Here is a 14,456-nt window from a genome sequence, read left to right as displayed (position 1 = left end):
ATCAGGCTCCAGTGGCTGCGGCCTGCGGGGCTGGGGCGCTGCTGACGAGGTGCGGCATCGCTGCCCAGACGCTGGTGGCATCGGCATTCAGCGGGGCGTCGGCCCGGGTCTCCAGCCACAGGCGCTGCAGCAGGTTCTGCGCCACCTTGAGGCGGTAGGCCGCGCTCGCCCGCATATCGGTCATCGGTTGAAAATCCTCGGCCAGCGCGGCCTGGGCGCGCTGCACAGCCTGCGCCGTCCAGGCCTGGCCCAGCAATGCGGCCTCGGCCTTGGCGGCGCGCCGCACGGTGGCCGCCATGCCGCCAAAGGCCAGGCGCACGGTCTCCACCTGGCCCTGGGCGTCCAGCTGCAGCGAAAAGCCGGCGCACAGCGCCGAGATGTCACAGTCAAAGCGCTTGCTGATCTTGTAGGCCCGCACCTGGCGCGCCTGCACCGCCAATGGCACGCGCAGGCCTTGCACCCACTCGCCGGGCTCCAGCTGGTTCTTCATGTAGTCCAGGTAGAAGTCGGTCAGCGGCATGCGCCGCAGGCGCTCACCCAGGCGCAGTTCGATCTCGGCATCCAGCGCCATCAGCACCGGCGGGGCATCGCCAATCGGCGAGCCATTGGCCACATTGCCGCCCATGGTGCCGGCATGGCGCACCGGCGGCGATGCAAAGCGCAGCCAGACCTCCGTCAGCGGCGGAAAGCGCTGGGCCAGTGCGGCCCATGCCGATTCCAGCGACGCACCGGCGCCGATGCAGAGCATGCCATCGCGCTCTTCGATGCGGCGCAGCTCCGCGACCCGCCCGACGGCGATCAAATCGCCCAGCGGCCGGAACTGCTTGTTGATCCACAAGGCCACATCGGTGGTGCCGCCGATCATGCGGGCATCGGGCAGCGCGGCGCGCAACTGCGCCAGGCTGGCTATGCTGGCCGGCGCATGGAAGTGCTGGGGCTGGCCGCCGCCGGGGCTGTAGGCATAGCTCCAGTCGGCATCGCTGCGCAGCGCCTGCAGGGCCGACACCACGGGCGCCGCATCCAGTTGGCGGGCGGGCAGGTCCAGCATCTGCTGGCCGGCATCCAGAATGGGCCGGTAGCCGGTGCAGCGGCAGAGATTGCCGGACAGCGCATCGGCCAGCTGCTGGCGGGTGGGTGCGGGGCCGGGGTGCGCCTGCTGCCGCTCGTACACGGACCACAGCGACACCACAAAACCGGGCGTGCAAAAGCCGCATTGCGAGCCGTGGCAGTCCACCATGGCCTGCTGCACCGGGTGCAGCGCGTTGCCGGGCTGGCCGGCATCCTTGGGGCGGCAGCTGGTCTTGAGGTCTTCGACCGTGAACAGCGCCTTGCCATGCAGGCTGGGCAGCAGCTGGATGCAGGCATTGACGGTCTGCAGCTTGAGGCCTTGCACGGCCTGGGGATCGCCGGGTTCGGCCAGCTCGGCCAGCATCACCGTGCAGGCACCGCAATCGCCTTCGTTGCAGCCCTCCTTGGTGCCGGTGCAGCGCGCGTCCTCGCGCAGCCAGTCCAGCACACTGCGCGTGGGGGCCAGGCCTTGTACTTCGGTGATACGGCCTTGGTGGTAGAAACGGATGGCTTGTGGGGCGGTCATGGGGCTCATGGTGGGGCCCGGTCGCGCATTGCCGCGCCGGGTCTTCAAAACTGTGTACAAGCGTAGTGTGCCGCGCAGCGCCAGCCATAACAAGCCAGCGATAGGCGCTATGGTGCAGCGCATATATTTTTGGGTTTACCCGCATCTTGCGCCCGCCAAAAACGTAAGCAATGGTCGTGACTTGCGGGTTTACCAGGGCTGCGGCCATGGCAAGCAGGTATATTGCCTGGATGATGTTCCGCCGCCCCCACCCTGCGATGCGCCAGCTCGCCACCGCCGTCAGCCTGGGCCTTGCCGCCTGCGCCGTATTTGCCCAGACCAGCGCGCCGCAAGAGCCGCCGAACCTGAGCCAGGCCGAGTTCCAGTCCTGCCTCAGCGAGCTGCGCAGCAGCAAGGCCTTTGCCGCGATCACCCCCGCCACCTTCCACCAGTACACCGACCAGCTCCAGCCCGATGCCACGGTGCTGCCCCTGCTCAACCGCCAGCCGGAGTTCACGATGCCCGTCTGGGACTACATCGCCGTGCTGGTCGACGAGCAGCGCGTGGCCGAAGGCCGCGCCGCCTATGCCAAGTGGAAGGACACCTTGGACAGGATCGAACAGAGCACCGGGGTCTCCCCGCAGATCGTCATCGGCGTCTGGGGTGTGGAGAGCAACTTCGGCCAAAACCTGGGCGGGCGCTCGCTGGTGCAGTCGCTGGGCACCTTGTCGTGCTTTGGCCGCCGCCAGGCCTATTTCCGCGGCGAGTTCGCCAGTGCGCTGCGCATTCTGCAAGAAGGCCATATTGCCGAGTCCAAGCTGGTGGGCTCCTGGGCCGGCGCCTTTGGCCAGACCCAGTTCATGCCCTCGACCTTCTTCCGCAGCGCGGTGGACTTTGACGGCGATGGCCGCCGCGACATCGTCGACAGTGTGCCCGATGCACTGGCCTCGACCGCCATGTTCCTGAAGAACGCCGGCTACCGCCCGGGCCAGCCTTGGGGCTTTGAGGTCAAGCTACCCAGCGGTTTCAGCACCGCCGATGCCGGCCGCAAGAACAAGAAGCCGCTGGATTTCTGGCGCTCGGCTGGCGTCACCCTGGCCAATGGCGATCCGCTGCCGGATTCGCTGCCATCTGCCGGCCTGATGATCCCTGCCGCCGGCGGCCCGGCTTTCCTGGTGGGGCGCAATTTTGATGCGCTCTACAGCTACAACGCTTCGGAAAACTATGGCCTGGCCATTGCGCAGCTGTCCAACCTGGTGGCCGACACCTCACAAAGCCGGATCAGCTTTGTCACCCCCTGGCCCACCGATGACCTGGGCCTGTCGCGCGCGCAGAACAAGGAGCTGCAGCAGGCGCTGTTGACCCGTGGCTATGCGATTGGCGAGCCCGATGGAATGATCGGGGCCAAGACGCGCGAGGCCATCAAGGCCGAGCAAAACCGCCTGGGCATGAAGGCCGATGGCCGCGCTGGCCAAAAGCTGCTGCGCGCGCTCGGCAACTGATAGCGCTGGAGTCACACCATGATTGTCACGACCACCCCCAGCGTTGAAGGCAAGCGCATCAGCCGCTACTGCGGCATCGTCAATGGCGAGGCCATCCTGGGCGCCAACTTTTTCAAGGACTGGTTTGCCGGCATCCGCGACATCGTCGGTGGCCGCTCGGGCACCTACGAGAAAGAGCTGCAAAAGGCCAGAGACATTGCGCTGGCCGAGTTGCAGGAGCGCGCCAAGGCGCTGGGCGCCAATGCCGTCGTCGGCATCGACTTGGACTATGAAGTGCTGGGCAAGGACAACGGCATGCTGATGGTGTCAGCCAGCGGCACCGCGGTCGTCGTCGACTAAAAGCCCCTGCCGGTATTGCTGCAGCCCCCTCGCGGATGGCTGCAGCCCCTGCTCAGCGCTTGGCCTGTTTGACACCGGCGCCGCGCACTTCCAGGCGGATGCTGTCCAGCACCTCGCCCTGCGCATTGACCAGCTCCACCTGGTGGCGCCCCGGCCAGGGCAGCCAGGCCCAGCGCGCGCCGCGCGCGACGTCCTTGCCATCGATGCGCCAGCGTGCAGCGGCCGAATCGGCGACAAACTGCAGGCGCTGGCGGTCGGGTGGAATGTCCGGGTCCACCGCGACAATCGTGCCATTCGCGGGGGCCAGAATGCGCACCGCAGCCGGTGCATCGGCGCCACGGGCCTCGGTGGGCCGCCCGGCAAAGCTGCGGCCGCCCACCATCTCGTCGACCCCGGTCGCCTGGCCATCCAGCGCAAAGCGGGGCTGCCCGGTGCCGGCCAGGAACCACTCCTCACGCCGCGCCTCCAGCGCAAAGCCGGCGCCCGATTGGCCCGCCGGTGCGGGGCCAAAATCCACCCATTGCTCATGCAGCCCGGGCGGCGGCTTGGGCGCGCGGCTGGGCTGGCCCTGGTGCAAAAAGGCCATGATGCTGGCCCAGACCGGCGCCGCACCGCTGGTGCCGCTGACCGAGTGCATGGCTTCGCCACTGGCATTGCCCACCCAGACGCCGACCGTGTAGCGGTCGGACCAGCCGACTGCCCAGTTGTCGCGCATGTCCTTGCTGGTGCCGGTTTTCACCGCCGCCCAGCTGCGGGTGCCCAGCACGCTGTCCAGCCCAAAGGTGCGCACGCGGGCATTGCCATCGGCCAGCATATCGCCCACCACATAGGCGGCGCCCGCATCCATCGCCTGGCGGAACTGCGGCTTGCCGCCACGCGCATAGGCCACCGGGCTGTAGCGCCCGCCATTGGCCAGTGCGCGGTAGGCATTGGTCAGCTGCACCAGCGGAATGTCGGGGCTGCCCAGCGCCAGGCTGTAGCCAAAATAGCTGCCGCTCTCGCGCATCGGCATGCCCAGGCGCACCAGCTGGTCAAAGAAGTCGTCGACACCCACCATCACCAGGGTGCGTACCGCCGGCACATTGAGCGACGCGCCCAGCGCCGTGCGCACCGACACCCAGCCCTTGAAGCTGCGGTCGTAGTTCTGCGGAATATAGAGGCCGCTGGCCGTCGGAATGCGGGCCGGCGAATCCTCGATCAAGGACGCAGCGGTGAGCTTGCGCTCGGCAATCGCCTGGCCATAGAGAAAGGGCTTGAGGGTGGAGCCTGGCTGGCGCGGCGCCAGCACCGCATCCACCGCATGGGCCTGGCTCAGTGCGCCCGATGAGCCCACCCAGGCCAGCACCTCGCCGCTCGCGTTGTCCAGCACCAGCACGGCGCCATCTTGCACATTGCTGCTGCGCAACGCCTGCAGGTGCTGGCCCAGAATATCGACCGCATAGCGCTGCAGCGGCGCACTCAAGGTAGTGCGCAGGCTGGCCATGGCCGCCGGCTGGTTTTTTCCATCCGCGCCATGCCGTGCCTCGCGCAGTGCAATGCGGCTGAAGTGCGGCGCAATGCCTTCGCTGGCATCAAAGGCGCGCTTTTTCAGCGCGATCTCGGTGAAGAACACGATCGCTTCGCAGTCCACCTTGGGATCACGCCGCATCTCCCTGAGCACGCCGCAGGCGCGCTGGCCCACCTGGCTGGGCCGCGCATTGGGCGCGCGCACCAGCGCGGCGGCCACCGCCGCCTCACGGTCATCCAGCCCATGGGGGGCCTTGTCGAACAGGGTGCGTGACAGCGCATCAATGCCCACCAGCTCGCCCCGGAAAGGCACCAGGTTCAGGTAGGCCTCCAGGATCTGGGTCTTCTGCCAGCGCCGGTCCAGCACCTGGGCGGCCACCGTCTGGCCGACCTTTTGCACCACCGAGCGGCCACCATTGCTGCGCCGCCAGTCGCCGTCGAGCAAGCCCGCCAGCTGCATGCTGATGGTGCTGGCCCCGCGCGTGCGCTGGTTCCAAAGATTGCCCCAGGCCGCAGCGGTCACCGCCGCCCAGTCCACGCCACTGTGCTCGTAAAAGCGCTTGTCCTCGCTCAGCAGCATAGCGGTGCGCAGCGCGGCCGATACATCGCCCAGCGCCACCCAGTCGCCCCGGCGCACCGTGCTGTCGGTGCGCACCCGCTGCAGCAGCTCCCCTTCGCGTGACAGCACCCGCGTCTCCGATGAGCTGAAGTCCTGGCGCACCTCGCCAAAGCTGGGCACAGCCTGGGCCAGTGGTGCATGCACCAGGCAGGCCAGGGCCAGCAGCCGCGAGCGGGCTATAGCGCGCAGCCTCATGGCGCCACGGGCACAACCGTCACCTTCGGATTGGGTGCCATGCCGAACATCTCGGGCGCATACAGCGCCTCGACGCGGGTCGATGGCAGCGCAAACTCACCGGTGTTGTTGACGCGGTAGCTGTACTGCAGGCTGAGCTTGCCCTGCGGCAGGTAGCCGTAGTAGGCGCGGTAGCTCTCGAAAGAGCGCTCCTCGAACGCCTTCCAGCCCCAGCCGGTCGATTTCTCGCCGGCGGTGGACAGCGCCGAGTCCCGGCCCAGGCCGCTGCCCAGGATGGTGGCGCCGCCCGGGATCGGATCGGTGATCGCCACCCAGGTCATGTTGGCGCTGGCATTCACCTCCAGGGTCACACGCAGCACATCGCCCCGGGTGTACTGGCCAGCGGGCAGGTTCTTGTTGGCCTGCTCCACGGCCACCACCGTCTTGCTGATGGTGTAGCCGGCCGACAGCGGCTGCTTGAGCGGCACGGCCGCCTGCGACTGCACCGTCAACCAGGGCTTGCCGGTGCCCTTTTGCTGCACCTTCAGGCTCTGGTTGCCACTGGCCCAAGGCAGGTCAATGGTGTTGTTCAGCCACTGCGCCACCTGCTCGGTCGGGCCGGGCGTGCGCTTGCCGCCCTGCGCCAGCAGCTCGATGGCGTCCTGCGCCTTGGTCACGCGGCTCCAGTCCACGGTGCCGGACTTGCCGGCCATGCTGGCCTCGGTCGTGCCGGTCACCGGCGTGGATTCATAGGTGCGCGAGAAGCGCTCCAGCGCCAGCGCGCCCCAGAGGTTGGCCGTGGTCGTCGTCCAGGCACCGCTCTTTTGGCGGCCGATGAAGCTGCTGGCCAGGCGCGGCATGTCGTCCTTCCAGGCCGGATCGTCCATCACCACCAGCAGGAAACGCGCCAGGGTGGTGTCGCCGTTTTGCATCAGCCACCACCAGTAGTCGTTGTTCTCGTTGGCGAACAGCACCTTGGTGCCCTGGTAGCTCAGGCGCGCACGCAGGATCTGGTTGGCCTCTTCGAGCAGCTTGCTGCGGTTAGGCACATCCTTCATGTGGCCCAGGATGGACAGCCAGTCCACCACCGTCTGGGTGGGCCAGTCGTTAGGCGCAATCTGGATGCTGGTCAGCATGCGCGGCTGCGCCTTGCCATACAGCGCCAATGCGTTGATGGCAGCGAGCTTGCGCACTTCCAGGTCGGAGCGTGGGCTCCAGAACTTGCGCTCGATGCGGCCATCGATGAAGCGGGCCAGCGCATCCTGCATGCGGCCCAGCGGCGCGGCGGGGATCGCGAAGGCTGGGTCGATACGCTTCATCTCGAAAGCGGCCTGCAGCAGGTGGGCGGTCAGCGCATCGCTGCCGGTGTTGCTGCTGCCCGGTTGCGGCGGGAAGTAGTTGGCCAGGCCATCGCCATCCAGATAGGTGGGCAGGCGTTCCATCGTGCTCTTCCACAGCGCTGCATCCTGCATGCCGATGGATTTGCTCGTGGTCTGCTCGAGGCAGGCGTAAGGGTAGGCACGCCACCAGTCACGCACCCCGGGCAGGCCTTCTGCCAGGCGCGGCACCAGCGACAGCTTCAGGCCGCCACGGCCGGGCAAGGCATCGGCCGGCGCACTCACCGGCATATCCAGGCTGCCATCGAGCTGCAGCAACGTGGCCTGCAGGGTCTCCACCGCCACGGCGGGCACCACCCGCTGGCTGACCTTGAGCGCGTCGGCGGCATCGCCCTGCTTGTCCTTGGCGCTGATCTCCCAGAGCAACTCGCCCTGGCGGCTTTGCGACATGTCGGCAGGTGCCGTCACGCTCCAGCTCACGGTGCGGGCCTCGTTGGCGGCCACTTCCACCGTCTGCGGCTCCAGCTGCAGCAACGTGGCCTTGGGGGTCACCAGCACCTGCATGGGCTTGCTGGTGGTGTTGCGCAGGGTGACCTGGGCGTCATAGCGGTCGCCGTCGCGCACCAGCGGCGGCAGGCCGCTGATGATCTGCAGCTCCTGCGTGGTGCGGATCTGGGTGGTGCCGGTGCCAAACAGCTCCAGCCCGCTCTCGGCCACGGCGACGATCTTGAAGCTGGTCAGGGCGTCGTTGAGCGGCACATCCACTTCGGCGCGGCCATTCGCATCCAGCACCACATTGGGCTGCCACAGCAGCAGGGTGTCGAGCAGCTCGCGCGTCTGGCCATTGCCACCGCCCCCGCCTGCCGCCACCGCCTTGCGGCCGTAGTGGCGCCGGCCGATGATTTCCATCTGGGCGGTGGAGGTCTCCACACCCCAGGAACGCTTTTGGTACATGGCTTCGAGCAGCGCCCAGGTGTCATTGCTCTTTAGCTCCAGCAAGGCCTGGTCCACGGCCGCCACCGACACAGCCGCGCCCGCAGCCGGCTTGCCATTGGGCAGCTTGGCTTCGATCGTGACCTTGGCGGTGTTGCGGATGCGGTAGCTTTCCTTGTCGCTCTTGACGGTCACGGCCAGCTGGCGGTCGGCAATGCCGACGCGAATCTCGGCCGCGCCCAGGCGGTAAGCGGGCTTGGACAGGTCCACCAGCGCGGTGGGCGCCACATATTCCTTGCCCTCGTACCAGAACGAAGTCCACCATTCACGCGGCGACTTGAAGCCCCAGGTGAAGAAGCTGTACCAGGGCACTTCGCGCAGGCGGCCACGCAGCGCCATCACGCTGACGTAGACATTCGGGCCCCAGCCCTCTTGCACCTTCAGGTTGACCGTGGGGTCATCGCCGTGCAGGGTGATCACCTGGCTGGACAGCACGCCTTCGCGCTCCACCGTCACCAGCGCCGTTGCCTCGCGGAAGGGCATGCGCACCTGGAAGCGCGCGGTGTCGCCCACCTTGTAGGATTTCTTTTCCGGCAGCAGGTCCATGCGGTCGGTGTCTTCTCCGCCAAACCACAGCTCGCCCTGCTTGGTCACCCAGACCGAGGTCGCGGCCTTGGAGCTGCGGTTCTTGTCATCGGTGGCCTCGGCGATCAGCTCGGTCTCGCCGCCTTCGCTCAGTTGGGTGCTGCAATCGAGCAGGCCCTTGGCATCGCTCTTGCCGCTGCAGACCACGCCCAGGTCCTTGTAGCTCTCATGGTTCTCGTAGCTGTAGAAGCCGCCCACCATGCGCTTGCGCGTGGAGGTGACAATACGCGCCACTGCCCGCACCTGCAGCTTGACGCCGGAGACGGGTTTGCCCGACGGCGTCAGCGACAGCGCCTGGAAGCTCAGCTTCTTGTCGGTGGAGGCCCAGTTCTCGGCCTTGATGCCGGCGACCACCGACGCAGGCCAGATCACGCTGTGGTTGCTGATGGTCTGCACCTCGCCATTGGGGTCGGAGAAGCTCGCCTCCAGCAGCAGATCCTGCGGCGCCACGGAGCTGGGCACCTGCGCGATTTCGGCCTTGCCCACGCCATTGGCATCCAGGGTCAGCGCCAGCTTGTCGGCAATCACGCGGCGGTCATTGCTGTAGTCTTCTCCGTCGTTACCCGCGCCGGGCAGCTTGCGGCTCAGATAGGGCCGGCCGAACGAGAACGTGTCGTAGTCCTCAAAGCTCACCGCATGCGACTGGATCGCGGCCGACACCTTGACGGCCTCCTTGGCCGCTGCGCCGCCCGAGAGGTAGGACAGCTGCACCTGGGCACCGAGCTTGCCCGGTTGCACGATAGGCGCTGGCTGGTCCGGCGTCACACTGCCCTTGAACACTGGCAGGCGGTACTCTTCCACCCGGAACGAGCCGGTCTGCATCTCGGTCGGTCCCCACTTGCCCTTGCCGCCCTTGAGCGTGATGCGGTAGGTGCCCAGCTTGGCAGACTTGGGAATCTTGAACTCCGACACGGCCGACAGGCCCTGGCCCGGGCGCTGCCAGCTCAGCGGCAGCTCGAACTCGTCATTGCTGCCCACATGGGTGATGACCACCTGGTCGGGCAACTGCTCCTTGCCGGGCAGGCCCAGGCCGCCCATGGTCTGGCTGCGGATCAGGTGCTTCATCGACACCGTTTCGCCGGCGCGCAACAGGCTGCGATCGAGCACGGTATGGGCGACCACATCCTGCACCGGGCTGCTGTCGGTCTCCAGGTTGAAGCGCCAGCTCTCGATGCCACGCTGCCAGTCGCTCCAGACAAAGGCCATGTCCTGCTTGCCATCGACCGTCGCGCGCGCGCTCACAAAGTAGGCCGAGCTGGTGTCGCTGTCAGCGCCACCCTCGCAGCGCACCTGCGCCTGGGTGTCGAGCTTGTCGAAGCGGGCCACGCCGTCCTTGTCGGTGGTGCCCTGCACCAGGGTCTTGCCGTCGCAGGTGGAGATGCGCACCTGGGCATTGGCCACCGGCTTGCCCTTGTCGAGGCTGGTCACCCAGGCCATCGCGTTCTCACGGCCGAGCTTGAAGTGCACGCCCAGGTTGGTCACCAGCGCCGAGCTGCGCACATACATCACGCGGCGGGCGCTGTCGTAGTCGGTGTTGAGCAGCGCATCGCCCAGCATCGGCGAGGCAATCTCGACCACATGGAAACCGGTCTCCAGCGGAATACCCACCACCTCGAACGGGCGCGGGTCCTTGCTGTCCGTCTTGGGCAGGGCCAGCTTCTTGCCGGCGGCCTGGCCTTCGAGCAGCGACAGCATGCGGGTTTCGACATTGTTCTTGTCGCCATCGGGCAGCACATTGGGCAGCGGGATCTTGCTGTCCTGCGCCGCCTGCTTGCGGCTGACCTGCCAGTTGTCATAGCGCTGCAGCTTGCGGTACCAGCGGATGATGTCGGCATCGCTTTGCAGCTGCAGGGTTGCGACGGTGCCCTTGTCCTCGATCGACAGGCCCTTGATCTGCAGGTCCTGCTCCACATTGCGCAAGGTCACCGGGAACATGGCCGGTCCCTTGTCGCCTTCGGCAAAGCGCTCGACCACGCCGAAGGGCGAGGCGGCAAACTTGGCCAGCGGCGGCATCAGGCCGCTTTGCACTTTCAGCGGGAACAGGTTGGCATTGGCCAGCGGCCGGTCGGACTCGTCCTTGAAGCCCTGGGGCAGCACGATGCGCATCGTCTCCTTCTCGGCAAACGGCGGCGCAAACTGCAGGCGGTTGACTTCGCCGGCATCCCCGTCATCGGGAAAGCTGGGCTGGACCCGGCCCTTGGACGTCTCCAGGAACACGCCTTCGGCCAGCTTGCGGTCCACCCCGGCGCTGAAGAACACATTCAGCGGGCGGATCGGCAGGCAGCCCGCCTGCGCATTGGCGCGCTCGCAGCTGAACTCGGCAGTGAACGGCTGGCGCACCTGGTAGTCAAAGCGGCGCTCCCGGGTCTGCTTGACCCCGTTGTCCGTGCTCACCCCTGCGCCCACCACCAGGCTCATCTGCGCACCCTCGGGCAGCGCGCGCTGGCACTGCAGGGCCACATGGCGGCGTGGCCGCTGCTGCAAGCTATCGCGGCCAAACTGGCTTTGCATGAAGTCGTCGGACTCCGAGGCGCTCAACAGGCGCACCGGAATGCGCTCACCAATGCCCTTGACGGTGCACCAGGTGCTGGCCTCTACGGTCGAGGTCACGACATCGGCATTGAACTGCAGGCCGAAGAACTGGCGGCTGTCCAGCGCCTGGTAGCTGCCGGGAACAATGCGCGTCACCGACGGGCCACCGGTGCCAAAGCTGTACCTGGCCGCGCCTTTGACGGGCTCGCCAGCGGCATCCTTGAGGTTGGCGACTTTCTCGACGGTGCAGCGCACCCCGGGCGGCAGGTCATCGGCCAGGTCGAACACCCATTCGCGGGGCCCCGTCCAGCGGCCGGTGCCCTGGTTCTGGGCCTGCTTGTTGTCGCAGTCCAGCTTGACCGGCGCGGCCGCGCGCAGATCGCCCATCGGCACCACGGCCGCATCGAACTTGACCACGATTTGCCGGACCCGGGCCACCTCGCCCTGCGGTGACACCGATGTGATGCTTGTGGCATGGGCCGACAGGCCCAGCGCAGCCCAGCCGGCGCCCGCCAGCCAGCGTTGTAATGTTGTATTCACGGAGCTCTCCCCTAGGATGGTGAGAGCGTACCAAAATTAGCCTGCGCCAGTGTTGGCTGGCCGCCCAGGGCAGCCAGGTGTTTCATTTGGCAACAAGAAGATGCTATTTATTAGGCTAATGGCTTGCCGGGGCTCTGCCGATGGATGCCTTGCTGTCCAGCAACGCCAGCGAAGGTCACTGCGGCTGAAAGCCGCTGTCGCGGATGATGCGGGCCCAGACGGCCGAATAGGCGCGCTCGCGTGCCAGCAGCTGCTCGGGCGTCATATAGCCCACGCTCAACCCCATGCCGACCAGCTGCTCCTGCACATCGGGGGCGGCCACGGCCTTGGCAACCGCCTGCGATACAGCCTGCACCATATCGGGGGGCGTGCCGGCGGCAGCGTACATGCCGTAATAAGGCATGTCTTCGAGGCCCGGCAAGCCCAGCTCGCTGAAGGTGGGCACATCGGGCAAGGCCTGCTGGCGCTTGCCGCCCAGTACCGCCAGCACACGGATCTTGCCGGCCCTGTGGCTTTCGATGAAATCCTGCACCGAGCCAATGCCGGCGGGGATCTGGTTGCCCATCATGTCGGCCAGCATCGGCGCGCTGCCCCGGTAGGGCACGGACAGCAGATCGGTCTTGAAGCGCTGGTTCAGCACCCGCACCAGGAACTCCGGCGTCGATGCCGGGGCTGGAATGCCCACCGCACTCTTGCCGCCCTGCTTTTTGAGCCACTGCAGATAGGCCTCGAACGTGCGTACGCCCAGGCCGTCGGAGACCGCAATCGCATTGACAAAGCTGGCAAATCCCGCCACTGGCACAAAGTCCGCATGCGGGTCAAACCCCGGGTTCTTGACGACCTGGGGCAGGATGGAGATGGTGTGGTCGTGGGTGACGAAGAAGGTGGCGCCATCCGCAGGCGAGGCCTTGAGGATCTGGGCCGCAATCTGGCCGCCCGCGCCGGGCTTGTTCTCCACCACCACCGAGGTGCCCAGGCTGTCCTTCATCTTCTCGGCCAGCAGGCGTGCGATCACGTCGGTGCCGCCGCCCGGTGGAAAGCCCACCAACAGCCGCACCGGCTTGCCCTTGTTGTAGCCCGCCGCCCAGCTGGGGCTGGCCAGCCACCCGGCCGCAGCAGCGGCCAGCAGTTGTTGGGAGAAATGGCGGCGGCGCAGGGACATGCTCAGCTTTCAGGAATCGAAGAAGAACCGTTCAAGCAAGGCTTATGCCAGACGTGTGCGGTGCTTGGCCAGCTGCGTGCGCACCTGGGCAGGCGCCGTGCCACCCAGCGTATTGCGGGCGTTCAGCGAACCTTCCAGGCTCAGCGCCTCGAAAACATTGGCTTCGATGTTGGGGTTGAAGGCCTGCAGCTCGGCCAGCGGCAGCTCGGTCAGGTCCACACCCTTTTGCGAGGCGAGCTTGACGGCATGGGCCACGGTCTCGTGGGCATCGCGGAAAGGCAGGCCCTTCTTGACCAGGTAATCGGCCAGGTCGGTGGCGGTGGCATAGCCCTTGAGCGCCGCGGCACGCATGTTGTCGGCGTTGACGGTGATGCCGCCCTCCTTGGCGCCGGTCGCAGGGTTCACTTGGCCGCCGATCATCTCGGCGAAGATGCGCAAGGTGTCCTTCAAGGTGTCGACGGTGTCGAACAGCGGCTCCTTGTCTTCCTGGTTGTCCTTGTTGTAGGCCAGCGGCTGGCCTTTCATCAACGTGATCAGGCCCATCAGGTGGCCGACCACGCGGCCGGTCTTGCCCCGTGCCAGCTCGGGCACATCGGGGTTCTTCTTCTGCGGCATGATCGACGAGCCGGTGGTGAAGCGGTCGGCAATACGCACAAAGCCGAAGTTCTGGCTCATCCAGATGATCAGTTCCTCGGACAGGCGGCTGATGTGCACCATGCACAGCGACGCCGCTGCGGTGAATTCAATCGCGAAGTCGCGGTCGCTGACGCCGTCCAGCGAGTTCTGGGACACGCCTTCCATGCCCAGCGTGCGGGCCACACGCTCGCGGTCCAGCGGGTAGGTGGTGCCGGCCAGCGCGGCGCTGCCCAGCGGCAGCACATTGACGCGCTTGCGCACGTCCAGCATGCGCTCGGCATCGCGCTTGAACATTTCCACATAGGCCAGCAGGTGGTGGGCAAAGCTCACCGGTTGGGCCACCTGCAGGTGGGTAAAACCGGGCAGGATCACGTCGACGTTCTTTTCGGCCACTTCCACCAGGGACAGCTGCAGCTCGCCCAGCAGGCCTTCGATCAGGTCGATCTCGCCGCGCAGCCACAGGCGCACATCGGTGGCAACCTGGTCATTGCGGCTGCGGCCGGTGTGCAGGCGCTTGCCGGCATCGCCCACCAGCTGGGTCAGGCGCGCTTCGATGTTCAGGTGCACGTCTTCCAGGTCCAGCTTCCACTCAAAGCTGCCCGCTTCGATTTCCGAGGTGATCTGCGCCATGCCCTGCTCGATGGAGGCCAGGTCCTGCTCGCCGATGATCTTCTGGGCACACAGCATTTGTGCATGGGCCAGACTGCCCTGGATGTCGGCCTGCCACAGGCGCTTGTCGAAAAACACACTGGAGGTATAGCGCTTGACCAGATCGCTCATGGGTTCGGAGAACAGCGCCGACCAGGCTTCGGACTTGGAATCGAGCTGGTTGTGCGAAGGAGACGAAGCGTGTGGTGTAGACATGAAGGTCGCAGTATTCGGGTTAAGCTGCCAGTTGCGCTGCGGAAACACAGCCTCCGGTGCTGTGCCTGTGGCCCGCCGAAGCCCTGGGCGAAAA

At 66.6% G+C, this 14,456-nt stretch carries 7 protein-coding genes; 2 read left to right on the top strand and 5 right to left on the bottom strand.

The annotated features are described in order from the left end of the window. Position 1: 1 nt before the first annotated feature. Positions 2–1,603 carry a xanthine dehydrogenase small subunit gene (gene xdhA / locus MJ205_RS01950; RefSeq protein ID WP_239810949.1) on the bottom strand — a complete coding sequence of 534 codons (1,602 nt, stop codon included), beginning with the start codon at positions 1,601–1,603 and terminating at the stop codon, positions 2–4. Between the two features lie 197 nt (positions 1,604–1,800). Here xdhA and MJ205_RS01945 point away from each other — a divergent pair, with 197 nt between their 5' ends. Both MJ205_RS01945 and MJ205_RS01940 read left to right on the top strand, forming a co-directional pair. Next, positions 1,801–3,075, top strand: a complete 1,275-nt coding sequence (locus MJ205_RS01945) for a lytic murein transglycosylase (RefSeq protein WP_239810948.1) — start codon at positions 1,801–1,803, stop codon at positions 3,073–3,075. Between the two features lie 18 nt (positions 3,076–3,093). Continuing rightward, on the top strand, positions 3,094–3,414 hold the full coding sequence (locus tag MJ205_RS01940) for a heavy metal-binding domain-containing protein (protein ID WP_230772580.1): 321 nt from the start codon (positions 3,094–3,096) through the stop codon (positions 3,412–3,414). Positions 3,415–3,466: 52 nt separating this feature from the next. Here the strand turns inward: MJ205_RS01940 and pbpC are convergent, their stop codons facing one another. From pbpC to argH, 4 genes are all read right to left on the bottom strand, one after another. Continuing rightward, positions 3,467–5,734, bottom strand: a complete 2,268-nt coding sequence (gene pbpC, locus MJ205_RS01935; RefSeq protein WP_239810947.1) for a penicillin-binding protein 1C — start codon at positions 5,732–5,734, stop codon at positions 3,467–3,469. Further along, positions 5,731–11,700 carry an Ig-like domain-containing alpha-2-macroglobulin family protein gene (locus tag MJ205_RS01930; RefSeq protein WP_239810946.1) on the bottom strand — a complete coding sequence of 1,990 codons (5,970 nt, stop codon included), beginning with the start codon at positions 11,698–11,700 and terminating at the stop codon, positions 5,731–5,733. The genes pbpC and MJ205_RS01930 overlap by 4 nt, the downstream gene beginning before the upstream one ends. 175 nt (positions 11,701–11,875) lie before the next feature. Continuing rightward, on the bottom strand, positions 11,876–12,862 hold the full coding sequence (locus tag MJ205_RS01925; RefSeq protein ID WP_239810945.1) for a Bug family tripartite tricarboxylate transporter substrate binding protein: 987 nt from the start codon (positions 12,860–12,862) through the stop codon (positions 11,876–11,878). Between the two features lie 42 nt (positions 12,863–12,904). Next, positions 12,905–14,362 carry an argininosuccinate lyase gene (gene argH, locus MJ205_RS01920; protein WP_230772600.1) on the bottom strand — a complete coding sequence of 486 codons (1,458 nt, stop codon included), beginning with the start codon at positions 14,360–14,362 and terminating at the stop codon, positions 12,905–12,907. Between the last annotated feature and the right edge of the window lie 94 nt (positions 14,363–14,456).

Source organism: Comamonas sp. B21-038 (assembly GCF_022387135.1).
GTDB classification, from domain to species: Bacteria; Pseudomonadota; Gammaproteobacteria; order Burkholderiales; family Burkholderiaceae_C; genus Comamonas; species Comamonas sediminis.
This window is presented reverse-complemented; position numbering and strand designations above follow the sequence as displayed.